Source organism: Sphingomonas sp. P4_D12 (assembly GCF_056401895.1).
On sequence record NZ_JBFUIL010000011.1, the window covers coordinates 92893 to 115402 of the forward strand.

Consider the following 22510-nt stretch of genomic DNA (forward strand, 5'->3'; position numbering starts at 1 on the left):
AGATAGCGGTGGAGCAAGTCGACCAAAAGAACTGCAACTTTAGTAATGCTAAGGGCATTCTATGGCGATTCAATTTTAATCCAGATTGAACTCGTTAAATTAACATCTGAAAATGGGACGATAATTTCCGTCCAAGTAATTCATCCTGCGCGGGGTTTTATTGGTATCATGCGATGGGGCGTGCGGGGCGAACTTCACGCCCGCGCGACAAAGGCCTAGATCAGCGCCGTGACCTCCGCGCTCGCCATCCTCCTCTCCGCGCTTGCGATGACGCTGATCGTCGGCGTCCGCTATCTGATCAGCAGTGGCGCTTTCGCGCTAGCGACACGTGCGGTGCGGCCGGGACTCTATGCCGGGCTCGGCAGGCAGATCCGGTGCGAGATCGCCTGGAGCCTCGCCTCGGCGGCGATCTATGGCATTCCCGCGGGCGTGGTTGCCTGGGGGTGGCAGAACCGCGGATGGACGCGGATCTATGGCGATCTCCACGCCTTCCCGCTCTGGTATCTGCCGCTGTCGGTGCTGCTCTACCTCGTGGCGCACGACACCTGGTTCTATTGGACGCATCGCTGGATGCACCGGCCGGCGCCGTTCCGGCTGGCGCATGCCGTCCACCATGCCAGCCGGCCGCCGACCGCCTGGGCGGCGATGGCGTTCCACCCGATCGAGGCACTAACCGGGGCGATCGTCCTTCCTGCCCTCGTCTTCGCGATTCCGATCCATATCGGCGCTTTGGCCTTCGTGCTTGGAATCATGACGCTTATGGGGGTGACCAACCATATGGGCTGGGAAATCTTCCCGCGCTTCATGTGGCGGGGACCATTGGGGGCATGGCTGATCACCGCCAGCCATCATCAACGGCATCACGCCGAGTATAGGTGCAATTATGGCCTTTATTTCCGCTTCTGGGATCGCCTCTGCGGCACCGACCGCGGGGTCGGCGGGTTCGCGCGCGGCGAAGGCCGGCGCCCTGCTGGTGCTGGGCGCGCTGCTCCCGGCGACGGCGCCGGCCGCCAGTCCGGCCGCCCCGGTCGGGAGCCTTGAGATCGATGTCGCCGGGATGCGCTCGGCGCGCGGGCTGATCCGAATCTGCCTGACAGCCGAGCCCAGGAACTTTCCCGGCTGCGTCGATGACAAGCACGCCGTCACGCGATCGGTCCCGGCCAGTCAGCACATCATCCGGTTCGACGATCTGCCGCCGGGCAACTACGCCGCCGCGCTGATCCATGACGAGAATTCGAACGCGAAGCTCGATACGCTGCTGGGCATTCCGCGCGAAGGATTCGGGTTTAGCCGCAACCCGCCAATTGGCTTTGGCCCGCCGCGCTTCGCCGCCGCCGAATTCGCGCTGGGCGGCGTTGCCGAAACGCAACAGGTGACGATGCGCTATATGCTTTAGTATCTGGGGCATGGACACAAAACGCCTGGGTGGCGTTGCTTTACCCAAACGTCATCCTGATCGGAGCCTGCCTGTGCGTCTTTTGCTGCTTGCCCCCGCCTTGTTGCTCGCCGCGCCCGCTTTCGCGCAGGACACTGGAGCGCCGCCGGCCCCCACCGCGCCGGAACAGCTCGATACCGGTAGGGACAATGTCACGATCGGCGCCGGCGCGGTCTACACGCCCGATTATGAAGGCGCCGATCATTCCGGCTTTTCCGTCGCGCCGGTGGTGATCGGATCGGTCTCGGGGTTCAATTTCCAGCTGATCGGCAATCGCGCCTCGATCGACCTCATCCCCAACAAGCCCGGGCCCAATTGGGATATTCAGGCGGGCCCGATCGCGGTGCTCGACCTCAACCGCTCGGCGCTGTCGTATATCGACGACCCCCGCGTCCGCGCGCTCGGCAAGCGCGACCGTTCGCTCGAGGTCGGCGGCTTTGTCGGCATCGGCAAGACCGGGGTGATCACCAGCCAGTACGACCAATTGTCGGTGTCGCTCAGCTATCGCAAGGGCGTCACCGGCGCCCAGCGCGGCGCGATCTGGTCGCCGACGATCAATTACATGACCCCGGTCAGCCGCAAGGCCGCGGTCGGCCTGTTCGCCTCGGCCGAGCATGCCGACCGCAAATATGGCCGTGCCTATTTCGACGTCGACGCGGCGGGCAGTTTTGCCAGCGGCCTGCCCCAGTTCAACACCCGCGCCGGGTGGAAGAGCTGGACCGCGGGCGGCTTCGTCACCGTGTCGCTGACCGGCGACCTGCTCCATGGGTTCAAGCTGCTCGCGGGCGGCAGCTACAAGCGCATGCTCAACGACTTCGCCGACTCCCCGATCGTCTCGATCGCCGGCAGCCGCGACCAATGGATGGGCGGTGCGGGCGTGGCCTATACGTTCTGATCCGGCGGACGATTGGCACCTATGTTAAGATGCCTTCGCATTCAGGATTAGGACAAGATGCCAAACTAGGCTAAGGATGCTTCATCACCGACCGTCTAGACGCATATCGGTGGCTGAGAGACTTTGCGAGCGCTCCCGCCTGAGGGAGCACACCATTTTGACCAGCCTAGAGCGCCTGACGCTCCAACCCTTGATCGACAAGCTGAAATTCTGGGCGCCGCTGAGCAACGCGGACGAAGCGGCGCTGCGCGCGCTCCCGGTCACCTTTCGACGCCTCAAGGCCGGACATTATGTCGTGTGGGACGGCGACCGGCCGCAGCATAGCTGCCTGTTGATCCACGGCTTCGCTTATCGCCACAAGATTGTGCGCGAAGGCAAGAAACAGATCTTCTCGCTGCACATGGATGGCGACCTGGTCGACCTGCAGAATTCGCTGCTCGGCCGCGCCGATCACAATGTCGAGACGCTGACCGATTGCGACGTCGCGCTGATCCCGGTCGATGCGATCCGCAAGATCGCGTTCGATCATCCGTCGGTGGGCATGGCGATGTGGTACGAAACGCTTGTCGAGGGATCGATCTTCCGCGAATGGATCGCCAATATCGGCCGGCGCGACGCGCGGGCCCGCATCGCGCACCTGATCTGCGAATTCGCGATGCGGCTGAAGGCCGCCAAGCTCGGCACGCCCGACGGATTCATGATCCCGATGAGCCAGGAATGGATCTCGGACGCGGTCAGCTTGACCTCGGTACATGTCAATCGCGTGCTGAAGGGGCTGCAGGCCGACGGCCTGATCCATCGCTCGCGCCGCTGGATCGAGGTGCGCGATTGGGATGGCCTGGTCGAGGCCGGCGATTTCAACCCGGCCTATCTCCATCTCGATCAGGTGCACCCGGCCGCGATATAGATGGCTTATTCGCCCCTGATGCGATCGACCAGGACGGCCAGCACGGTGATCGCGCGTGCCGGTTTCAGGATCATGGGAAGCTCGGGATGGGTTCGCGCGAGCTCGTCGGGCAATCCCGTACCGGTATAGATGACGACCGGCGTGCCGCGCTCGATCAGGCGGAGCGCCAGCGGGGTGACATCGCGATCGCGCAGATTGGCGTCGAGGATCGCGCCGGCGATATGCTCCTGATCGACACGGACCAACGCCTCCGCCACGCTCGCGATCGGTCCCACCACGCGGCCATCGAAATTCTCGACGATTTCGCATAGCTCGAGCGCAATCAGCGGCTGATCCTCGACGATCAGGATAGGCAGGCCGTCGAGCATGATATCTCCCAGGAGCGGGAGCGCCAAGTCTCTCAGTCGGGGATGCTCGCAAAAACGACCCGATCCGCCAACAACAATCCTAATCTCGATTGGTTTCGATTCATATCCTGGATTAAGTTGTACTTTGCGGCTTGTGGATATGTTGGAAGCAAGATCAGGGTTCGCGGATCGCGCTAGGGGTGACCGTCCGATGCGCGGTCGTCCATCGTCTTCGGGCTGCGCGAGCGCCGCCGATCGAAACAAGTGGCTTTCCTTCGCGCGCTCAAGCGCCTAGCGTGCACGGCATCCCCGGGGGAGCGCCGATCCGCGCTTGAGAGGAGGGCAGGAGCCCTCGACCCGTCGAACCTGATCCGGTTGAGACCGGCGGAGGGAGTGGGCGGTTTTCATCCGAAATCCGTGTCCTCGCTCCGGTATTTGGAGTGAAGACGAATGGCCGACATCCCCGCGCGTACCGAAATCGGTGTGACCACTGGCCCGATCCGGGGCAGCCGCAAGATCCATGTCGGTCCGCTCAAGGTCGCGATGCGCGAGATCGATCTCGACCCGAGCTGCGACGAGCCCCCCTTGCGCGTCTACGACACGTCGGGCCCCTATACCGATCCGAACGCCCGGATCGACATCCAGGCCGGCCTGCCCAATCTGCGCCGCGAATGGATCGAGGCGCGCGGCGACGTCGAAAGCTATGACGCGCGCCACCTCAAACCCGAGGATAATGGCCAGCTCGGCCCCGACCGTTCGGGCGGCGTCGATCCCTTCCCCAATGTGGTCAAGCGACCCTTGCGCGCCAAGCCGGGGATGAATGTCAGCCAGATGCATTATGCCCGCCGGGGCATCATCACCCCCGAAATGGAATATGTCGCCGAGCGCGAGAATCTCGGCCGCGCCCGCCTGGCGGAATATGTCCGCGACGGCCAGGATTGGGGCGCCGCGATCCCCGATTACGTCACGCCGGAGTTCGTCCGCGACGAAATCGCGCGCGGCCGCGCGATCATTCCCAACAATATCAACCACCCCGAATCCGAGCCGATGGCGATCGGGCGCAATTTCCTGGTCAAGATCAACGCCAATATCGGCAATTCGGCGGTCGCCTCCAACGTCGCCGCCGAAGTCGACAAGATGGTCTGGTCGATCCGCTGGGGCGCCGACACGGTGATGGACCTGTCGACCGGCCGCAACATCCACGACACCCGCGAATGGATCATCCGCAACTCGCCGGTGCCGATCGGCACCGTGCCGATCTATCAGGCGCTGGAAAAGGTCGGCGGCATTGCCGAGGACCTGACCTGGGAAATCTTCCGCGACACCCTGATCGAACAAGCCGAACAGGGCGTCGACTATTTCACCATCCATGCCGGCGTCCGCCTGCCGTACGTGCCGCTGACCGCCAAGCGCGTCACCGGCATCGTCAGCCGCGGCGGCTCGATCATGGCGAAATGGTGCCTGTCGCACCACAAGGAGAGCTTCCTCTACGAGCGGTTCGACGAGATCACCGAGATCATGAAGGCGTATGACATCGCCTATTCACTGGGCGATGGCCTGCGCCCGGGATCGATCGCCGACGCCAATGACGAAGCGCAATTCGCCGAGCTCTACACGCTGGGCGAGCTGACCAAGCGCGCCTGGGCGCAGGACGTCCAGGTGATGATCGAGGGCCCCGGCCACGTGCCGATGCACAAGATCAAGGAGAATATGGACAAGCAGCTGGAGGCGTGCGGCGAGGCGCCGTTCTACACGCTCGGGCCGCTGACCACCGACATCGCGCCGGGCTACGACCATATCACCAGCGGCATCGGCGCCGCGATGATCGGCTGGTACGGCACCGCGATGCTTTGCTACGTCACGCCCAAGGAGCATCTCGGCCTGCCCGACCGCGATGACGTCAAGGTCGGCGTGGTGACCTACAAGCTCGCCGCGCACGCCGCCGATCTCGCCAAGGGCCACCCGGCGGCCAAGATGCGCGACGACGCGCTCAGCCGCGCCCGCTTCGAATTCCGCTGGCGCGACCAGTTCAACCTGTCGCTCGATCCCGACACGGCGGAGCAGTACCACGACCAGACCCTGCCCGCGGAAGGCGCCAAGACCGCGCATTTCTGTTCGATGTGCGGACCCAAATTCTGCTCGATGAAGATCACCCAGGAAGTGCGCGACTTCGCGGCCAAGCAGAACTCGGCGCCGGAGACGTTCATCGCTGCTGAGGAAGCGGAAGCCGGGATGGCGAAGATGAGCGAGCTGTACAACGAGACCGGGCGGGAGTTGTACATGGGTGCTGGGGGGCGGGAGCACGATTGATGAAGTGACGAACGGGCGATGACTTTACCCGTCGCCCGTTCGCTCGTTCGTTAAACCGGTGACGCTCCGGTCCGCGGGGTCGCATTGCTCAATAATGATACCGGCATTGCGCGATCTCGAGCGATTGCGCCTCGTCCTTGCCGCTCACCCGATAGACCAGCCGATGCTCGCGGTTGATCCGGCGCGACCACCAGCCTGACAGATTGCCGCTGAGCGGTTCGGGCTTGCCGGTTCCCCGGAACGGATCGCGCAGGCATTCCTTGATCAGCGCGTTGACGCGATCGAAGCCGCGGCGATCGTCGCCTTGCCACGAAAGATAATCTTCCCAGGCTCGCGACGAGAAGACGAGCTTCATGGCTCGATCAGTTGGCGCTCTTTACCCTTGCCGGCGTCGAGCTCGGCCACGCTGTCGAGCAAGCGTTTGGCGTTGGCCGGCGACTGCAACAAATACAGTGTCTCTTCGATCGACGCCCATTCGCTTTCGGACACCATGACGACGCCTTCGCCCTTCGGGCGGGTGATCGCGATCGGCGCCTTGTCGGCGACGACCTTGTCCAGCACCGCTTTCAGGTTCGCGCGAGTTTCGGAGATGCTCAGACTTTGCATGTCGATCATGTACGATAATTTGTACAAATTTGCAATGGCCCTACCCAGCGCGCGCCGCTAGAAATGGCGGAATGCAGACACACCTCGCCCATATCGCTCTCGTCGTTCGCGACTATGACGAAGCGCTCGCCTTCTACGTCGGCAAACTCGGCTTCACCCTGGTCGAGGACAGCTACCAGCCCGAGCAGGATAAGCGCTGGGTGACGATCCGCCCGCCCGGTGCGCCGGTCAATGCTACCACCATCCTGCTCGCGCGGGCGTCGACCGAGCATCAGGCCAAGTATATCGGCGACCAGGCCGGTGGGCGGGTGTTCCTGTTCCTGGCGACCGACGATTTCGATCGCGATCATGCCGCCTTTACCGCCGCCGGGGTCGAATGGGTGCGTCCGCCGGCGATATACGATTATGGCAAGGTGGCGGTGTTCCTCGACCTTTATGGCAATCGTTGGGATCTGGTGCAGTTGCGGAGGGGCACGCGGACGCGGCCTGACCTCTAGTTCGTCATGCCGGCCTTGTGCCGGCATCCACGGAGCCGCGAGTCCTGGGGCATGTGGGACGGTGGACCCCGGGACGAGCCCGGGGTGACGGTTAGGATTGTCGGGCCGCCGTCGCGCCCAATCCCACGCCACTGAACCCTTCCGCCCCCAACGCGTTTCTCCCCCCGAGCGGGGGCTGGAGACACGCCATGCGCCTGCTGTTCCTCACCCTCGCGCTGCTGCCTGCCGCGGCGATCGCGCAGGACAACACGTCGCCGCCACCGCCCGACGGGGTCGGGGTCGAGACGATCGGGCTCAACCCGGGTGAGGCCAAGAGTTTCGTCCTCCGCCCCGGCAAGAACCACCAATTGCTGGTTCCCGCCGCGATCGACGATCCCGGCGCGATTTCGGTCGCTTATACCGACAATGGAGGCAAATCGGCGATCACCGTGACCAGCGCGTCGGGTCCGATGACCTACAAGATATTGTCGGATCCGACCGGGAGCGGCGGCTATGTCGACGCCGGCACCTTCACCATGCGCGGCAACGGCACCGCGACGACCGAGAGCTTCAATCGCGATCTCGGAGCGATCGTCGTCGGCGAGTTCAAGCAGGCGGGCTGAATTCGATTTCGGCAGAGACGAAAAAGGGCGCCCGGACCCGCCGAACGCCCTTTCTTCAGCCGATCGGCCGCCGCTTAGAAGCGGACGCCGACGCCCGCCGCGACGTGGCGGCGCTGCAGGTTGATGCCGTAAAAGCTACCGTAATCGGCGTAGTTAACTTCGCCCATCAGATAGACGTTCCTGGTGACGTTGACGTCGACGCCCAGCGCGCCCTGCACGCCGTCCTTGTTGGCGTTGGCGGAAGCGCCGCCACTGCTCGCCTTGAAGCTGATATGGGCATAGCCTGCCTTGGCGTAGATCACGACCTTGGGTGACACGACGAAGCCGATGCGGCCGCCGACGCCCAGATTGCCGTTCTCCTTCAGGCAGTCGCCACCGTCGCACAGCGACACGCTCGACGCCTCATAGACCGCGTACGGACCGAACGTGACGTTCTTGGCACGAAGGTCGAAACCGATTTCGCCGCCGTACGACACTGCGCTGCCGATCTTGTAGACGCCGCTGTCATCGCTGACGGTCGGCGTTTCGTAACCGATGCGCGCCTCGAGACGAACGCCGGAAAGCTTGGCGTCGGCGGGCTTGTCCTGCCCATAAGCGACCCCCGGGACGCACGCCATCAATGCGGCGAGCGCGACAAACTTCTTCATGATTGCCCCCAAATTCTTACTGCTGTTGAACCGGCATTCCGCCAGGACGGCGGGCCGGAGGCGTGCCGCTAGGATAAGACACTTTCGCTGTCCAGTGGTCGGGCAGGCTTTTCTACCCATTATGGATAAGATTTTGGAATCGTTTCAATTCCGAATCCGTTCGCGATTGTTCGCGCGGCGCGATCGTCGTCGGGGAATTCAGGCAGGCGGGCTGAGCCGGGACAGGCTCACAGCCCCTTGCGGCCGAAACCACGCGCCGCCGGAGCGGCCGTGGCGGGTTGCGGCTGATAGGCCGGCGTCGGCGCCGGGGCAGGAACCGCTGCCGCGATGCCGCCGTTTTCCAGTTCGGCAAGCCGGTCGATGCCGCCGGCTCGAACTCCGGCCGACCCGCAGGTCAGAGCCAGGCCTTGCTCGGATCGGTCTTGTCCACCCACACTTGGATCGCGTCGCCGCGATGCGCGTAGAATTCGTCGTCATTGCCGTCGATCTTAATCTCCGCGGTCTGGAACGACTGGTCCTTGGGCGAGGTGAAGCTGACGGTCAGAATGCCCTTGCCGACGATGTTCTTGCGGCGCTCGCCCGGATTCCCGCGTAGCGCCTCGAACTCGTCGGTCGTGTCGCAGGGCAGCATCTCGCCCATGCGTTCGGTGATCGGGCGGCCCTTCCGCTCTCCGACCACCGATCGGTACGAGCATTTGCGCTCGATACTGGCGATCTCGGCCTTGACCGACACGGCATTGGGATTGCCGCAGGCGGCGAGCGGTGCGGCGGCGATCGCGATCAGGCAGAAGGGGTGGAGGCGCATCGGTGAGAATTTCCCGGCTGGTTGGTTGATCACAGGCCCTTGCGGCCGAACCCGCGCGCCGCCGGGGCGGTCATCGCGGGTTGCGGCTGATAGGCCGGTGGCGAGGTCGAGGCGGCCGGACCGGCGCCGCCGCTGCTTTCCAGCTCGGCGAGCCGCGCGCTGACTCGCGATTCGAACGGATCGGCCTCGGCGAAGGTCCGGCGCGCCGGGCGGCGGAACAGCGGCGACAGCGCGGCGCGCAACGCCGATCGCAGCATGAAGCGCAGCATCGCGAAGAAGCCGACCACGACGATCGCGGCGACGAAGCCAAGCCCGCCCGATCCGCGCCGCGTCGGCGAACGATCGGGCAGCGGCTGTCCGGCGGCCGGCGCGCTATCGTCGTCGCTCGCCACCCGGCCGCGGCTGGCGGCGACGGGCGGGACATAGTCTTTGGTCGGATCCTCGCCCAGTGCGAACGTGACCGCGCTCAGCTTTTCCGGGTCGAGCTTGATATAGCGATCGTCGTGATAGAGCACGAAGCCCTGTCCGGTCCGCGCCACGTCGGCGCCGTTCACTCGCTCGGTCGAATAGAGATAGCCCAGATCGTAATATTGGCCGTCATGCTCGAACGGATCTTCGTTGGGCAGGTCGCGGACCAGGTCGATCCTGGAACTGGTCGGCATGCGGAAATTGGGCTCGGCCATGGCGGGCGCCGCGGGCATGACGGCGGCCAGCGCGACGGCCAGCACCGCGAGCGGACGGACGGATCGGGTCATCTCTTGCCCCCCTTGGTTCGAACATCGGGGGGATATCCAAAACGGGTAAACATAGGCTGAAGCCCCGTCTGGGGGCGCTGAATCGTTGCGATATCGATTCGACTCGTCGAACCGGGCGCGCTGGGTTAAGCTGCTGGAATCGTCATCGATTGGGGAAACGCGATGAACACGATCCTCGGCCTGTCGCTTCCGGCCTTTACCGAATTGCACGTCATCATCAGCCTGATCGGCATCGTCGCCGGGCTGGTCTTCTTCGCCGCCTTGACCGGCGGGCGCTGGCTGTCGCTGATCAACGGCCTGTTCCTGGTCTTCACCATCCTGACCAGCGTCACCGGTTTCCTGTTTCCGCCCAAGCCGATCGGACCGCCGTTCATTTTCGGCGTGGTGTCGCTGGTCGTCCTCGCGATCGCGCTCTACGCTTTGTACGGGCGCAAGCTCGCGGGCGGATGGCGGCGCGTGTTCCTGATGACCGCTCTGTTCGCGCAATGGCTCAACATGGTCGTGCTGGTGGTGCAGAGCTATCAGAAGGTCCCGGCGCTGCACGCGCTGGCGCCGCTCGGCAACGAACCCGCCGTACTGGCGACGCAAGCCGTGGTCGCGGTCGTGATCCTCTATTTTGCGTGGCGCACGCTACGGCGCCCCGCCGCCTGACGTCCAGAGCGACTGCCGCGCTCTAAAGATGGCGAGCTAGCCCCTCCCCTTCAGGGGAGGGGTTGGGGTGGGGCAGTGCCGCAGGCGGTGCACTCTGTGAGACGTCCCCCACCCCCATCCCCTCCCCTGAAGGGGAGGGGCTTAGAGAGTTAGCTCAGCGGACCTGCGCGTCGTGCTTCTGGCGATAGATGGCGCGGCTGGTGCGGTCCTGCATCCGTTCGATGCGATAGCGTTCGCGGCCGCTCAGCCCGCCGCCGTCCGCGCGGCTGCGTGCTTCGTAGCGGGCGATATGGCCTTCGCGGCGCTCGAGCCGATAGGTTTCGCGGGCGTTGAGCTGGCCCGAATTGACGCCATTGGCGATGCGCTGTTGCTGGCGATTTTGGCGCTGGTTGATCCGTGCCTCGGCCGGGGCGGCGGCGGTCAATGCGGTCAGGCCGATCAGCGCGGCGCAAAAGAGCTTGGTACGCATGTCACTTCTCCTCTGGGGTATCGTCCCCGCGAGAGATCAACGAACCGCCGCGCCTCACCCTTCGGTCTGGCCGAACCGGTCAGATCCAGCCCGGCGCGTGGACGATCTCGAGCTTGAGCCCATCGGGATCGGCGAAGAAGACGGCGTAGTAATCGCCCGAATATTCCGGATAATGCGCCGGCGGATCGAGCACCGCGATGCCGTGTTCGACCAGCAGGGCATGCGCGGCGTCGACCGCATCGCGGCTCTCGACCCGCCAGGCGAGATGGTGCAGCCCGGGCGCATAGCGGTCGTGCGATCCGCCGCTGGTCGCGACGCGAATGCCCAGCGAGGCGCCGAACGGCTCGCGCCCCTTCAAATCCCACTCGCAGCCGTCTGGCCGGTCCTTGACCATCGTATAGCCGAGAAAGTCGAGCATTGGCGCATAGACGCGCCGGGCCGCGGCGACGTCGCTGACGCTCAGGTCGATATGATGGAAGGCACCGCGATTGGCATTCGCGTCGGTCATGAGTCGACTCCTTCGATCCAAGAACATATCATGAACATTACACCCGATTCGGAGGACTGTCATGCTCGTGCAAACGCTTCACCGCCTGTTCTTCGCCATCAAGCCGGCGATGCACGCCATTCCCGCGATCGAGGCGGCGCGCCGGCTTCATTGTCCCGGCCGCCCGGTCCGCAGCGAGCATCTCCATGTCACGATGGAGATCTTCAACGACCATATCGGCCTGCCCGAAATGCTCGTCGATCGGCTGATCGCGGTGGGTAACGATATCGACATGCCCGGGTTCCTGCTGTCGATGGGGCGCGTGGTCGGGACGACGCGGTCGGTGGCGCTCCGGCCCAATGGCCGCTCGACCGGACTCGCGTTGCTGCAACGCGCGATCCGCGAGCGGGTGACCGATGCCGGGCTGGAGCCGCGCGATGGCTGGACGTTCAATCCGCACATGACGCTCGGCTATCGCGACGACGCGGCCTTTTCGCGCGCGATCGATCCGATCCTGTGGCAAGTCGAGGAATTGGTACTGGTCCACAGCCATGTCGGCGAAACGCGGCATGACATTATCGGGCGGTGGATGCTGTCGCCGGAATTGCCGTTGTTTCAGTGAGTGGGCCGTGGGTGCGGCCTGTAAATCCTCCCCGCTTGCGGGGAGGGCGTTGGGGCTTTGGTTCGCCCCCGGCGAACCTGCCCAATCGATCGGTTTCTCGCCATGCGCCTCGAGAAACGCATTGGCCTTGGAGAAATGGCGACAGCCGAGGAAGCCGGTATGCGCCGACAGCGGCGACGGGTGCGGCGCGCGCAATACCAAATGCCGCCCACCGCGCTCGACCGACTCGACGAACGCCGCCTTCTTCTGCGCGTGGCTGCCCCACAGCATGAACACGACCGGCTTTTCGCGCGCATTGACCAAGCGGATCACCGCGTCGGTAAAGCGTTCCCAGCCGCGCCCCTGATGCGACGCCGCCATTCCCATCTGCACGGTCAGCACGGCGTTCAACAGCAGCACGCCCTGCTCGGCCCAATGTTCGAGAAAGCCGTGCCGCGCGGGCGGAATGCCGAGATCGGCCTCCATTTCCTTGTAGATGTTGACCAGGCTGGGCGGGGTGCGCGTCCCCGGCTTGACCGAGAAGCACAGGCCATGCGCCTGGCCGGGGCCGTGATAGGGATCCTGCCCGAGGATGACGACGCGAACATTCTCCAGCGGCGTCAAATCGAGCGCACGGAACCATTCGGGTCCCTTGGGAAAGATCGCCTTGCCCGCCGCTTTCTCGGCGACCAGGAAGGCGCGCAGGCTCGCCATATAATCGCTGGCGAACTCGCCGCGCAGCGGTTCGAGCCAGCTCGGGTGGAGTTTGGGCTCGCTCATCGCTTGGCCTCAGTCCGCGCGTTCGACCAGCGCCCGATATTCGGGATGGCGCTCGATGAACGCCTTCACGAACGGGCAGATCGGGATGACCTTGAGCCCGCGGTCGCGCGCCGAATCGAGCGCCGCGCGGATCAGCTTCGATCCGACCCCGCGCCCTTCGAGCTTCTTGGGCACCAGGGTATGCGTGAAAGTGATCGTGTCGCCTTCCAGCTGGTATGCCGCGATCGCGCGATGGCCATCGACCTCGAGCTCGAATTCGTTCTCGGCGCGATTGTCGACGACTATATTCTCGGCCATTCCTGTTCTCCGCTGCTGTCCATTCCGCTTAACGGTAGCACCGCGCCATGCAACCCAACCGCCGCACCGTTCTTGCCGCGCTCGCCGCATCATATCGATTGCAAACCGTTGCCGTTAAAGCCCTCTCCCGTTCACGGGTGCACCGGGTCGGTCATGCCCCCGGCATGACCTGAACAGCGCGGGGCGCTGTTCACCCGGTACAGGTTGGGTGAGGGTCTTCTTTCTTCTTCCAAGCGTGTGCCAATATAGAAGAAGGAAGACCCTCACCCTCCCACCGCCTTCGGCGGCGGGCCCCTCCCTCTCCCGCAAGCGGGAGAGGGATCCATCCGCCTTGCCGATCGAGAGGCTTATTCCAATCGACGACTCTCCACGAAAAAAGCGGCCGGTTTCCCGGCCCCTATCGCCGCGGTGCGCCGGAATTTCGCCGGGCGGCTCGTCATCGGCCGCGATTTGATGGAAGTCTGAGCCGCGCATGGCTACATCCGCCGCCGTGACCGATCCCGCTAGCGTTCTCCACTCGACTTTTGGCTTCCCTGCGTTTCGCGGCGTGCAGGAATCGGTAGTGTCGCGTGTGCTGGCGGGGGAGAATACGCTCGCGGTGATGCCGACCGGGGCCGGCAAGTCGCTTTGCTACCAATTACCGGCAGTGATGCTCGACGGCACCTGCGTTGTCGTCAGCCCGCTGATCGCGTTGATGCACGATCAGTTGCGCGCGGCGGAAGCGGTCGGCATCCGCGCCGCGACCCTGACCAGCGTCGATGAGAATCGCGCGGAAACGCGCGGACGCTTCCTCGATGGCGAGCTCGACCTGCTCTACATCGCCCCAGAGCGCGCCTCGGGCAGCGATTTCCACGATTTGCTCGAGCGCGGACGCGTCGCCTTGTTCGCGATCGACGAAGCGCATTGCGTCAGCGAATGGGGGCACGATTTCCGCCCCGATTATCGCCTGCTGCGCCCGCTGCTCGACAAATTTCCCGGTGTCCCGCGGCTCGCGCTGACCGCGACCGCCGATGCGCATACCCGCGCTGACATCCTCGAGCAGCTCGGGATTCCCAAGGACGGGCTGATCGTCGCCGGGTTCGACCGGCCAAATATCCGCTATGCGATCAGCCCGCGCGACAATACCACGCGTCAGATCGCCGATCTGATCACCGAAACGCCAGGCCCCGGCATCGTTTACGCCCAGACGCGCGCCGGCACCGAGAAACTGGCCGAGGCTTTGGCCAAGACCGGGCGCCCGACCCGCGCTTATCACGCCGGGCTCGAACCGCGCGTGCGGGCGAAGAACCAGGCCGATTTCGTCGCGTCGGAGGACATGGTGATTGTCGCCACGGTGGCGTTCGGCATGGGCATCGACAAGCCCGACGTCCGCTTCGTCGCGCATGCCGGGCTGCCCAAGTCGATCGAGGCTTATTATCAGGAGACCGGCCGCGCCGGGCGCGACGGCGACCCCGCGATCGCGCATCTGTTCTGGGGCGCCGAGGATTTCGCCAAAGCGCGCCAGCGGATCGGCGAGGTCGAAAGCGCACGGCAACCAGGCGAGCGCATCCGGCTCAACGCGCTTGGCGCCTTGGTCGAAACCGCGGGATGCCGCCGCAAGCTGCTGCTCGGGCATTTCGACGAGCGCGACGTGCCCGATCGCTGCGGCAATTGCGACAATTGCCTCGCCCCGCCCGCCGCGGTCGACGCGACCACCGTCGCGCAGAAATATCTCTCGGCGGTGTTCCGCACCGGGCAGAGTTTCGGCAGCGGCTATGTCGAAGCGATCCTGACCGGCCAGTCGAGCGAGCGCAGCCTGATGAACGGGCACGAGGCTTTGTCGGTATTCGGCATCGTCGATGGCGAGGAAGCCGCCTTGCTCCGTCCGGTCGGCCGCGCGCTCCAGGTCCGCGATGCGCTGCGCACCAATCCGCATGGCGGGCTCGAATTCGGGCCGGGCGCGCGGGCGATCCTCAAAGGCGGCGAGAAAGTCGAACTCGTCCTGCCGCCCAAGCGCGAACGGCGGCGCCGTGGCGGTTCGACCGCGGGCGGCGCCAATCCGGTGGGCGATCCCTTGTTCGAGGCGCTGCGCGAGAAGCGCCGCGAGCTCGCCAGGGACGCGAGCGTCCCGCCTTATGTCATCTTCCACGATTCGGTGCTGCGCGCGATGGCCGAGCTCAAACCCGACAGCCGCGCCGCGCTCGGCACGATTTCGGGCGTGGGCGAACGCAAGCTCGACGCTTATGGTGACGCCTTCCTGCAAGTCATCCGGGAAGCCGCGTGAGTCTGTTTCCCGAACAACGATGAGGTCCAGTGACGATGATCCGCAAGGTCGACGACAATATTTCGGTAGCACCGCAGATCGCGGTCGAGGACGTGGCGGCGATCAAGGCGGCCGGCTTCACCGCGATCGTCAACAACCGCCCCGATGAGGAAGAAGCCGGCCAGCCCGAAGGCGATGCGATCCGCGACGCCGCGCTGGCGGCGGGGCTGACCTATACGGCGATTCCGATCACCCATGCCGGCTTCAGCTATCCGCAGATCGAGGCGATGGCCGAGGTGCTGGCGGGCGCCGACGGCCCGGTGCTCGCTTTCTGTCGGTCGGGCACGCGGTCATGCAACCTGTGGGCCCTGGCCCAGGCCCGGAATGGCGCCGATCCGGAGGAGCTGATCGCGAAGGGTGCGGGCGCGGGCTACAATCTCGACGGTCTCCGGCCGCTGCTCGATCAGTTGAAGGCGCAGGCATGACCCACGCCCAGCTCGTCCAGCTCGCAGGGTCGATCGTCGCGATCCTGGCGCTGGCCGGGTTTGCGCGCTGGCTCAAGCTGGGCGAGAGCCGGATCGCCACGGAGGAAGACGCGCGCCGCTTCGCCGAAGAGGCATTGGCGGGATTCGAAGGCGGCCGTGCGCTGATCTCGGGCGACGGTAGCGCGGCGCTGGTCCAGGGGCAGGGCACGATCGCCGTGCTCAAGCGCCACGGCGCCAAGGTCGCGGTGCGCCGGCTGGTCCCGCCGCTGCGCGTGCGCGAAGCGGTCGAGGGGGCGACGGTCGATACCGGCGAGAAATTGTTCGGGCCGGTCACGTTGTTCGGCATCACCGCCGATCAGGTTCGGGGTCTGGAAGCGCCACTGACACTCGTGTAAGCAAGCCGCGGTAGGGGTAAATATGCCCCAGAGGATGCTGATGACCGCGCCGCACTTGCCCGACATCGTCTCGCTCGCCGTGCCCGGCTTCGTGCTGCTGGTACTGGCCGAGATGCTGGTCGCCTGGGCCAAGGACAAAAGCCGTTACGAGCCGAAGGACACGCTGACCAGCCTCGCGCTCGGCACCGGCAGCACCGTTGCGGGCGCGATTACCGCAGGCCTGATCTACGCGCTGGCGACCTGGCTCTACGGCCATTTCCGCATCGTGACATTGCCCAATCCCTGGGCCTGGTATTGGTTCGCTTTGTGCTTCGTGATCGACGATTTCGCTTATTATCTGTTCCACCGCTCGGCGCATCGCGTGCGCTGGTTCTGGGCAAGTCACGTCATCCATCACAGCTCGCAGCATTATAATCTGTCGACCGCGCTCCGACAGACCTGGACGGGATTCCTCTCGATCGCCTTCATCTTCCGGCTGCCTTTATTCCTGGTGTTTCCGCCGGCGATGGTGATCTTCGTCGGTGGGGTGAATCTGATCTATCAATTCTGGATCCATACCGAAGTGATCAGGCGGATGCCGCGCTGGGTCGAAGCGGTGATGAACACGCCGTCGCATCACCGCGTCCACCATGCGACCAACCCGCGCTATCTCGACAAGAATTATGCCGGCGTGTTCATCGTCTGGGATCGCTGGTTGGGCACGTTCGAGCCCGAGCGCGACGACGAGGCGCCGCGTTACGGCATCGTCAAGAATCTGGGCAGCTTCAACCTGATCTGGGCGGCGTTTCACGAATGGGTCGGAATCGCCAGGGACGTGTGGGCGGCGCCGGGGTTCAGGGCCAAATGGAATTACATCGCCAAGCCGCCGGGCTGGAGCCACGACGGCAGCCGCGAGACATCGGAAACTATCAAAGCTCTTTGGGAACAACGCGAGCGCGAGCGGGAGAAAGCTGAGTGGACGAAGCCGATATCGTCGTCGTTGGGGGAGGATCGGGCGGCGCCGCGGCGGCCGGACGGCTCAGCGAGGACGGTCGCCATACCGTAGCGTTGCTCGAGGCGGGCGGGCGCAATACCGGGCTACGGACGCGCGTCCCCGGCTTCATGGCCTTCCAGACCGACAAGACCAATTGGCGGCTGGAAACCGTGCCGCAACCGGGGCTGAACGGCCGCCGCGGCTACCAGCCGCGCGGCAAGGGGCTGGGCGGGTCGAGCGCGATCAATGCGATGCTCTATCTGCGCGGCAACGCCTGGGATTACGACAATTGGGCGGCGATGGGCTGTGACGGCTGGTCCTATGCCGACGTGCTGCCGGCGTTCAAACGGTCGGAGGGCAACGAGCGCGGGGCGAGCGACTATCATGGTGGCGATGGGCCGCTCAGCGTGTCCGACCAGCATTGGCCGCATCCCGGCAGCCTCGAATTCGTCGAGGCGGCGGCAATGCTGCAGCTTCCGCGCAACGAGGATTTCAACGGCGCGCGGCAGGACGGCGTCGGCCTCTATCAAGTGACGCAGAAGAACGGCGAACGTTGGACGTCGAGCCGGGCTTATGTCGATCCGGCTCTGTCGCGGCCCAATTTTCACGTCGTGACCGAGGCACTGGCCGAGCGCGTGCTGTTCGAGGACGGCAAGGCCTGGGGTGTCGCTTATGCCCACGGCAACGAGCATCATGTCATCCGCGCGCGCGAGGCGGTGGTGCTGGCGGGTGGGGTGTTCGGCACGCCGCAATTGCTGATGCTGTCGGGAATCGGCCCCGCCGCGCATCTCGCCGCGCATGGCCTGACCGTCGCGGTCGACCGGCCCGCGGTCGGCGGCAACCTCCAGGACCATGTCGATTACGTTGCCGCCTATGAAGTGCCGGGGCGGTTCTTTCTCGGCAGTTCGCTGGCCGGAACGCTCAGTATGGCGGGCGGCGTGATCCGCTGGTTCAAGAGCCGATCGGGCGTGATGACCACGCCGTTCGCCGAGGCAGGCGGCTTTCTGACCGTGATGCCCGACGCGCCGGCGCCCGACGTGCAACTCCATTTCGTGCCGGTGGTGCTCGAGGATCACGGGCGGACCAAGGTCAAGGCGCATGGCTTTTCGTGCCATGTCTGCGTGCTCCGGCCGGAAAGCCACGGCACCGTCCGCCTCGCCTCGCCCGATCCGCGCGCCGCGCCGCTGATCGATCCCGCCTTCCTGAGCGATCCGCGCGACATGGCGGTGATGAAGGCCGGGGTGCGCACGATGTACCGCATCCTCAACGCCCCGCCGCTCAGCCGGCATCGCGGCAAGGACCGCTATCCGATCGATTTCGGCGACGATGACGCGCTGGAGCGGCTGATCCGCGCGCGTGCGGATACCGTCTATCATCCGGTCGGCACCGTGCGGATGGGCTCGGACGCCGATGCGGTATGCGATCCCAAGCTGCGCGTGCGCGGGGTCGGCGGCCTCTACGTCGCCGACGCCTCGATCATGCCCAAGCTGATCAGTGGCAATACCAACGCGCCGTCGATCATGATCGGGGAGCGTTGCGCGGACTTCGTGAAGGCGGATTTGGCGGGCTGACTCCCCTCCCTGAAAGGGAGGGGTTGGGGGTGGGTGCGCGCGTCTGCGCGCCCAAAAAGACTCATTCGTCCACGGGCAAACAGCGTCAGGCGAGGCATCGAGCCTCGCCTGACGCTAAACCCACCCCTTGATCCCCTCCCTTTCAGGGAGGGGAGGAAAACTCAGTACACCCAGTCGACCGTCAGAAACACCTTGTCGGTATCGGTCGCGAAGGCGTCCGCGCGATAATGCGCGAAGCGTGCGGCGAGCGTGTAGCGCTTGACCTTGGCCGAGGCGATCACATCCAGCTCATCGCCATAATGCAGCGACAACCGGTCGCTGTCGAAATGGTGATACGTCGCGCCAAGCCCGTAACTCGACACCCAGCCCTGACCCTTCCAATTGGCGCCAACTGTCGCATAGGCATCGCGCAGGCCGTTGGGCGGCGTGACGGTGAACTTGCTGTCCCAGCCCTGGAACTTGAAGAACGACGCCAGCGGGGTCTGCACGCTGGTCAGCGCTACGCCCTTATCGGCGCCGAGCACTTCGTAGCCGGCGGTCGCGCTCAGCACCTTGCCGGTCAGGCTCGCTTCGCCCAGCCAGTAATTGGCGGCATAATGGTTGGGATTGCGCGCGTAATCGCTCTGCCGCGCATAGCTCGCGGTGTAGCCGAGCTTGATGGTCTTCGACAGCGGCCGGCTGCCGGCAAAGCGCACGCCATAGGTCTGGCTCGACAGACGGAAGCCCGACAGCGTCGCCGAATCCTGGTCGACCAGATAGGCGAAGCCCGACAGCGTGCCGATCGGCGTGGCATAGCCCAGCACCCCGAAGTAATTGTCGCCGCCGATTGATTGCGGCCGCGCGGGCGTGCCCTGGATGCCGTTCACCGTGCGCACCGACCAGGAGTAAGCCGCATCGACGGTCAGGCCTTTCAACCCGCCCAACCCGCTATATTGCAGGCGCACGGCGTCGAACGTCTGTTCGTTCTGGCGCCACGCGGCGGGGCCGACGAAGCGTTGATCGGCGAAGTCGAGCACCTGGCGCCCGGCGGTCAGCTTGAAACCTTTGCTCGCATAAGCAAGCTGTGCGCGGTTGAGTTCGATATTGCCGGGATCGACGACGAGCGGCGTCGGGCGGCCGTTGAACCCGTCATTGTAGCTGGTGGTGAAAGGAATATTGCCCTCCGCCTCGACCAACGCACTGAACGGCCCGGTGCTCGCCTGGATACCGCTCCGGATCCGGAGCGTGACCGCATCGGCGCTGTCGGCGATGCCGTCCTGGTCGACATGTTCGTAGCGCAGCCGCGCATCGATCAGCGGCTTGAGCGTGATGTCCTGGGCATGCGCACCGGACGCGGCCAAGCCGGTGGCGGCGAGCGCGAGCGCCCGCAAGGTGCAGCGATGCATGACGCTTACTCCGCCGCGTCGATCGCGAGCGCCCCGCGCTCGGGCGTGTTCAGCGCGCCGAGCTCACCATCGGCGCGCGCCTTGCGGCCGTAGACGATCTCGAACAGCGGCCCGGCCATCATCGTCGTGACGATCGCCATCAGCACCAGCATCGAGAACAGGGTCGGGCCGATAATGCCCTTTTGCAGCCCGATATTGATGATGATCAGCTCCATCAGTCCGCGCGAGTTCATCAGCGCGCCGATGCCGAGCGCGGTGCGATTGTCCTCGCCCGACAGCCGCGCCGCCGCCCAGCAGGCGCCGAACTTGGCGAGCACCGACACCGCCAGGATACCGAGCGCGATCAGTACCAGCTCGACCGAATTGACCATGTCCATCCGGGTGTTGAGCCCCGAATAGGTGAAGAACATCGGCAGCAGCAGGACGACCGCGAGCGGCTCGACCTTGCGCTTCAATTCCTCGACGAACAGCCCGCGCGGCATGCACACGCCGAGCAGGAAGCCGCCAAAGATGGCGTGGATGCCGATCGCGTCCATCACGAAGGCCGAGGTGCAGAACAGCATCATCGTAATCGCCAGCACGGTGGTGCTCATCTCGCCCCGCGCCTCGACCGCGCGAGCCAGCGGCAACAGCAGGCGCCGGCCATAAAGCAGCATGAACGCGGTGTAGAGAATCGCCCCGCCGATCGCGAGCACCGCGACCCCGGGTCCCGCGCCAAACGTCGCCAGCACCACCGCCAGCACGCACCAGGAGGTAGCATCGTCGAACGCACCCGCGGTCAGCGACAAGGTGCCGAGCGACGAATTGGCGAGGCCGCGCTCGTTGATGATGCGCGCGAGCATCGGGAAGGCGGTCAGGGCGATGCATGCACCCATGAACAACGTCGCATTAGCGTTGCTGATCCCCGGCGCGAACAGCCCCGGCACGGTCAGCAGCATCGGCGTGATCAGCGCGGCGAGCAGGAACGGCACGACGATTCCTGCTGCCGAAACGCCGGCCGCGCTCTTCGCCTTCGCCTTGAAATGATCGAGGTTGAGCGTCAGCCCGACCATGAACATGTACAGCCCGACACCGAGTTGCGCGCCGGCATAGAGGACGTTGCGCGTTTCCTTGGGGAATAGAGCGAGCTGGAAGTCGGGAAACAGCAGCCCGAGCAGCGACGGCCCGAGGATGACGCCGGCGATCATCTCGCCCACCACTTGCGGCTGGCCGAGCAGTTTTTGTCCCGCCCAACCGACCACGCGGCAGGCCAACAGGATCACCGCCAGCTGGAGGAAGAAATGCACGCTGAAATCGCCCGGCGTGTAGCTCTTGGCGATCGCCTGCACGGCGGGGCCATGTGGTGCCAGGATTCCCGTCACCGTCGATATCAGACTGTCGATCATACCTTGCTGCGGCATGCACTTTCCCCATCCCCAATTCCGACCCTGAGCAGGTCGTGTCGCAGGCAAGGGAATGCCAATTGATAACGTTAGCAATGGGGTTTTTGCGCTCTTGTCGGTCGGCGCCGTCACTTTTTCGACCGCCAGGGGAAATGTGTTGCGAGTGTGCTACAACGTAGTAACGTACCTACATAACCAACCACCCGAACAACCCGCGCGAGCACCCAAAATGCGAGTCGTTTCCAGCCGCGAATTCAATCAGGACGTCAGCCAGGCGAAGCGGCTGGCGCGATTCGAGCCGGTGTTCGTCACCGATCGCGGGCGACCGACGCATGTGTTGATGAGCATGGAGGCGTTCCGCCGGCTGTCGGGGCAAAGCGAGACGATCGTCGACCTGCTCGCGGCGCCCAATGCGCCCGCCCCGGCCGACGACATGCCGCTGCGTGCCGATCCCTGGCGCCATCGCGATGGTGAGCGCTGAATGCACTTGCTCGACACACCGGTCGTGGTCGCGTTGCGCGACGCGCGCAGCGGTCGTGCCGACCTCGCGCTAAGCGCCTGGGCATCCGGCGTTGCGCCGCAGAGCCTGTTCATCTCGGCGATCACGCTCCACGAACTGGAGGGCATCGCCGCTCGCACCGCGCGCAAGGATCGCGCGGCCGGCGCCTTGTGGCGCACTTGGCTCGACGATCAGGTGGCGCGCGCGTTCGACGGCCGCGTGCTCGCGATCGACGCGGCGATCGTCCGCCGCGCCGCCGCGCTCGATTATGCCGATCAGCGCGACGGGTTGATTGCCGCCACCGCGCTCGAGCACGGTTTGACCCTGGCGACCTTGCGGCCGCGCGCGTTCAAGGCCGGGCGGGTCAAGACGTTCGACCCATCGCGCTACGTTGCCGATGCCGGGGACGGCGACTGGCGCCAGGCATCGCGTGCGGCGCCGGCGTGGATCAAGGGCCTGTTCGTGCGCAGTTAAGGACGGTAGCGAA

Annotated in this window: 27 protein-coding genes, 1 pseudogene and 1 riboswitch; of the genes and pseudogenes, 16 read left to right on the top strand and 12 right to left on the bottom strand. The window is 65.0% G+C overall.

Annotated elements, in window-relative coordinates:
- Nucleotides 1–267: 267 nt before the first annotated feature.
- From AC1DSD_RS19380 to AC1DSD_RS19395, 4 genes are all read left to right on the top strand, one after another.
- Nucleotides 268–1041 carry a sterol desaturase family protein gene (locus AC1DSD_RS19380; protein WP_478032542.1) on the top strand — a complete coding sequence of 258 codons (774 nt, stop codon included), beginning with the start codon at nucleotides 268–270 and terminating at the stop codon, nucleotides 1039–1041.
- 16 nt (nucleotides 1042–1057) lie between these two features.
- On the top strand, nucleotides 1058–1396 hold the full coding sequence (locus AC1DSD_RS19385) for a DUF2141 domain-containing protein (protein WP_478032388.1): 339 nt from the start codon (nucleotides 1058–1060) through the stop codon (nucleotides 1394–1396).
- A 73-nt stretch (nucleotides 1397–1469) separates the two neighbouring features.
- Nucleotides 1470–2330: a MipA/OmpV family protein gene (locus tag AC1DSD_RS19390; RefSeq protein WP_478032389.1), complete on the top strand. Its 861-nt coding sequence runs from the start codon at nucleotides 1470–1472 to the stop codon at nucleotides 2328–2330.
- 157 nt (nucleotides 2331–2487) lie between these two features.
- Nucleotides 2488–3237, top strand: coding sequence for a Crp/Fnr family transcriptional regulator (locus tag AC1DSD_RS19395; protein ID WP_478032391.1), 750 nt, complete (start codon nucleotides 2488–2490; stop codon nucleotides 3235–3237).
- Between the two features lie 5 nt (nucleotides 3238–3242).
- On the opposite strand, the gene AC1DSD_RS19400 is transcribed toward AC1DSD_RS19395, so the two are convergent.
- Nucleotides 3243–3605, bottom strand: coding sequence for a response regulator (locus AC1DSD_RS19400; protein WP_478032393.1), 363 nt, complete (start codon nucleotides 3603–3605; stop codon nucleotides 3243–3245).
- 281 nt (nucleotides 3606–3886) lie between these two features.
- A riboswitch (TPP riboswitch) is annotated at nucleotides 3887–3994 on the top strand.
- A 40-nt stretch (nucleotides 3995–4034) separates the two neighbouring features.
- Here AC1DSD_RS19400 and thiC point away from each other — a divergent pair.
- Nucleotides 4035–5894 carry a phosphomethylpyrimidine synthase ThiC gene (gene thiC, locus AC1DSD_RS19405; RefSeq protein ID WP_478032394.1) on the top strand — a complete coding sequence of 620 codons (1860 nt, stop codon included), beginning with the start codon at nucleotides 4035–4037 and terminating at the stop codon, nucleotides 5892–5894.
- 88 nt (nucleotides 5895–5982) lie between these two features.
- On the opposite strand, the gene AC1DSD_RS19410 is transcribed toward thiC, so the two are convergent.
- Nucleotides 5983–6249: a Txe/YoeB family addiction module toxin gene (locus tag AC1DSD_RS19410; RefSeq protein ID WP_478032396.1), complete on the bottom strand. Its 267-nt coding sequence runs from the start codon at nucleotides 6247–6249 to the stop codon at nucleotides 5983–5985.
- Nucleotides 6246–6509, bottom strand: a complete 264-nt coding sequence (locus tag AC1DSD_RS19415) for a type II toxin-antitoxin system Phd/YefM family antitoxin (RefSeq protein WP_478032397.1) — start codon at nucleotides 6507–6509, stop codon at nucleotides 6246–6248. Before AC1DSD_RS19415 ends, AC1DSD_RS19410 begins: the two co-directional genes overlap by 4 nt.
- A 62-nt stretch (nucleotides 6510–6571) precedes the next feature.
- Between AC1DSD_RS19415 and AC1DSD_RS19420 the strand changes: the two genes are divergently transcribed.
- Nucleotides 6572–6997 (top strand): VOC family protein, encoded by a 426-nt coding sequence (locus tag AC1DSD_RS19420; RefSeq protein WP_478032398.1) that lies wholly within the window; start codon nucleotides 6572–6574, stop codon nucleotides 6995–6997.
- A 188-nt stretch (nucleotides 6998–7185) separates the two neighbouring features.
- Nucleotides 7186–7599, top strand: a complete 414-nt coding sequence (locus tag AC1DSD_RS19425; protein ID WP_478032399.1) for a hypothetical protein — start codon at nucleotides 7186–7188, stop codon at nucleotides 7597–7599.
- 74 nt (nucleotides 7600–7673) lie between these two features.
- Here AC1DSD_RS19425 and AC1DSD_RS19430 read toward each other — a convergent pair whose 3' ends face one another.
- The 3 genes from AC1DSD_RS19430 to AC1DSD_RS19440 form a co-directional block, all read right to left on the bottom strand.
- Complete coding sequence (locus tag AC1DSD_RS19430; protein WP_478032400.1) at nucleotides 7674–8246, bottom strand: outer membrane protein; 573 nt, start codon at nucleotides 8244–8246, stop codon at nucleotides 7674–7676.
- Between the two features lie 394 nt (nucleotides 8247–8640).
- Nucleotides 8641–9051 (bottom strand): hypothetical protein, encoded by a 411-nt coding sequence (locus tag AC1DSD_RS19435; protein WP_478032402.1) that lies wholly within the window; start codon nucleotides 9049–9051, stop codon nucleotides 8641–8643.
- Between the two features lie 29 nt (nucleotides 9052–9080).
- The gene (locus AC1DSD_RS19440) at nucleotides 9081–9806 is read right to left on the bottom strand and encodes a hypothetical protein (protein WP_478032403.1); all 726 of its coding nucleotides are present in this window, start codon (nucleotides 9804–9806) and stop codon (nucleotides 9081–9083) included.
- Between the two features lie 162 nt (nucleotides 9807–9968).
- Here AC1DSD_RS19440 and AC1DSD_RS19445 point away from each other — a divergent pair, with 162 nt between their 5' ends.
- Nucleotides 9969–10457 carry a hypothetical protein gene (locus AC1DSD_RS19445; protein WP_478032404.1) on the top strand — a complete coding sequence of 163 codons (489 nt, stop codon included), beginning with the start codon at nucleotides 9969–9971 and terminating at the stop codon, nucleotides 10455–10457.
- A 154-nt stretch (nucleotides 10458–10611) separates the two neighbouring features.
- On the opposite strand, the gene AC1DSD_RS19450 is transcribed toward AC1DSD_RS19445, so the two are convergent.
- Entirely contained in the window at nucleotides 10612–10926 is a 315-nt protein-coding gene (locus AC1DSD_RS19450) for a hypothetical protein (protein WP_478032405.1), read from the bottom strand.
- A gap of 79 nt (nucleotides 10927–11005) precedes the next feature.
- Nucleotides 11006–11434: a VOC family protein gene (locus AC1DSD_RS19455; protein WP_478032406.1), complete on the bottom strand. Its 429-nt coding sequence runs from the start codon at nucleotides 11432–11434 to the stop codon at nucleotides 11006–11008.
- Nucleotides 11435–11543: 109 nt separating this feature from the next.
- On the opposite strand from AC1DSD_RS19455, the gene AC1DSD_RS19460 reads away from it, so the two are divergent.
- The gene (locus AC1DSD_RS19460; RefSeq protein ID WP_478032543.1) at nucleotides 11544–12035 is read left to right on the top strand and encodes a 2'-5' RNA ligase family protein; all 492 of its coding nucleotides are present in this window, start codon (nucleotides 11544–11546) and stop codon (nucleotides 12033–12035) included.
- A gap of 69 nt (nucleotides 12036–12104) precedes the next feature.
- On the opposite strand, the pseudogene ung reads toward AC1DSD_RS19460, so the two are convergent.
- A pseudogene (gene ung, locus AC1DSD_RS19465) lies at nucleotides 12105–12794 on the bottom strand (uracil-DNA glycosylase); the annotation flags it as partial.
- Between the two features lie 9 nt (nucleotides 12795–12803).
- A complete protein-coding gene (locus AC1DSD_RS19470; protein ID WP_478032407.1) occupies nucleotides 12804–13091 on the bottom strand; it encodes a GNAT family N-acetyltransferase in 288 nt (95 codons plus the stop codon).
- A gap of 472 nt (nucleotides 13092–13563) precedes the next feature.
- Between AC1DSD_RS19470 and recQ the strand changes: the two genes are divergently transcribed.
- Genes recQ through AC1DSD_RS19495 form a run of 5 tightly spaced genes read left to right on the top strand, consistent with a single transcriptional unit; the run spans nucleotide 13564 to nucleotide 18757 of the window.
- Nucleotides 13564–15354: a DNA helicase RecQ gene (gene recQ, locus AC1DSD_RS19475; RefSeq protein WP_478032409.1), complete on the top strand. Its 1791-nt coding sequence runs from the start codon at nucleotides 13564–13566 to the stop codon at nucleotides 15352–15354.
- A 35-nt stretch (nucleotides 15355–15389) separates the two neighbouring features.
- Complete coding sequence (locus AC1DSD_RS19480) at nucleotides 15390–15818, top strand: protein tyrosine phosphatase family protein (protein ID WP_478032545.1); 429 nt, start codon at nucleotides 15390–15392, stop codon at nucleotides 15816–15818.
- Nucleotides 15815–16213 (top strand): hypothetical protein, encoded by a 399-nt coding sequence (locus AC1DSD_RS19485; RefSeq protein ID WP_478032411.1) that lies wholly within the window; start codon nucleotides 15815–15817, stop codon nucleotides 16211–16213. The genes AC1DSD_RS19480 and AC1DSD_RS19485 overlap by 4 nt, the downstream gene beginning before the upstream one ends.
- Before the next feature lie 22 nt (nucleotides 16214–16235).
- Nucleotides 16236–17258 carry a sterol desaturase family protein gene (locus AC1DSD_RS19490; RefSeq protein WP_478032412.1) on the top strand — a complete coding sequence of 341 codons (1023 nt, stop codon included), beginning with the start codon at nucleotides 16236–16238 and terminating at the stop codon, nucleotides 17256–17258.
- A complete protein-coding gene (locus tag AC1DSD_RS19495; protein WP_478032413.1) occupies nucleotides 17168–18757 on the top strand; it encodes a GMC family oxidoreductase in 1590 nt (529 codons plus the stop codon). The genes AC1DSD_RS19490 and AC1DSD_RS19495 overlap by 91 nt, the downstream gene beginning before the upstream one ends.
- 161 nt (nucleotides 18758–18918) lie before the next feature.
- Here AC1DSD_RS19495 and AC1DSD_RS19500 read toward each other — a convergent pair whose 3' ends face one another.
- Complete coding sequence (locus tag AC1DSD_RS19500) at nucleotides 18919–20142, bottom strand: alginate export family protein (protein ID WP_478032415.1); 1224 nt, start codon at nucleotides 20140–20142, stop codon at nucleotides 18919–18921.
- A 5-nt stretch (nucleotides 20143–20147) separates the two neighbouring features.
- Nucleotides 20148–21542, bottom strand: coding sequence for a cation:proton antiporter (locus AC1DSD_RS19505; protein WP_478032416.1), 1395 nt, complete (start codon nucleotides 21540–21542; stop codon nucleotides 20148–20150).
- A gap of 211 nt (nucleotides 21543–21753) precedes the next feature.
- Between AC1DSD_RS19505 and AC1DSD_RS19510 the strand changes: the two genes are divergently transcribed.
- Nucleotides 21754–22005, top strand: coding sequence for a type II toxin-antitoxin system Phd/YefM family antitoxin (locus AC1DSD_RS19510; RefSeq protein ID WP_478032417.1), 252 nt, complete (start codon nucleotides 21754–21756; stop codon nucleotides 22003–22005).
- A complete protein-coding gene (locus AC1DSD_RS19515) occupies nucleotides 22006–22497 on the top strand; it encodes a PIN domain-containing protein (RefSeq protein ID WP_478032418.1) in 492 nt (163 codons plus the stop codon).
- The last annotated feature ends 13 nt before the right edge of the window (nucleotides 22498–22510 follow it).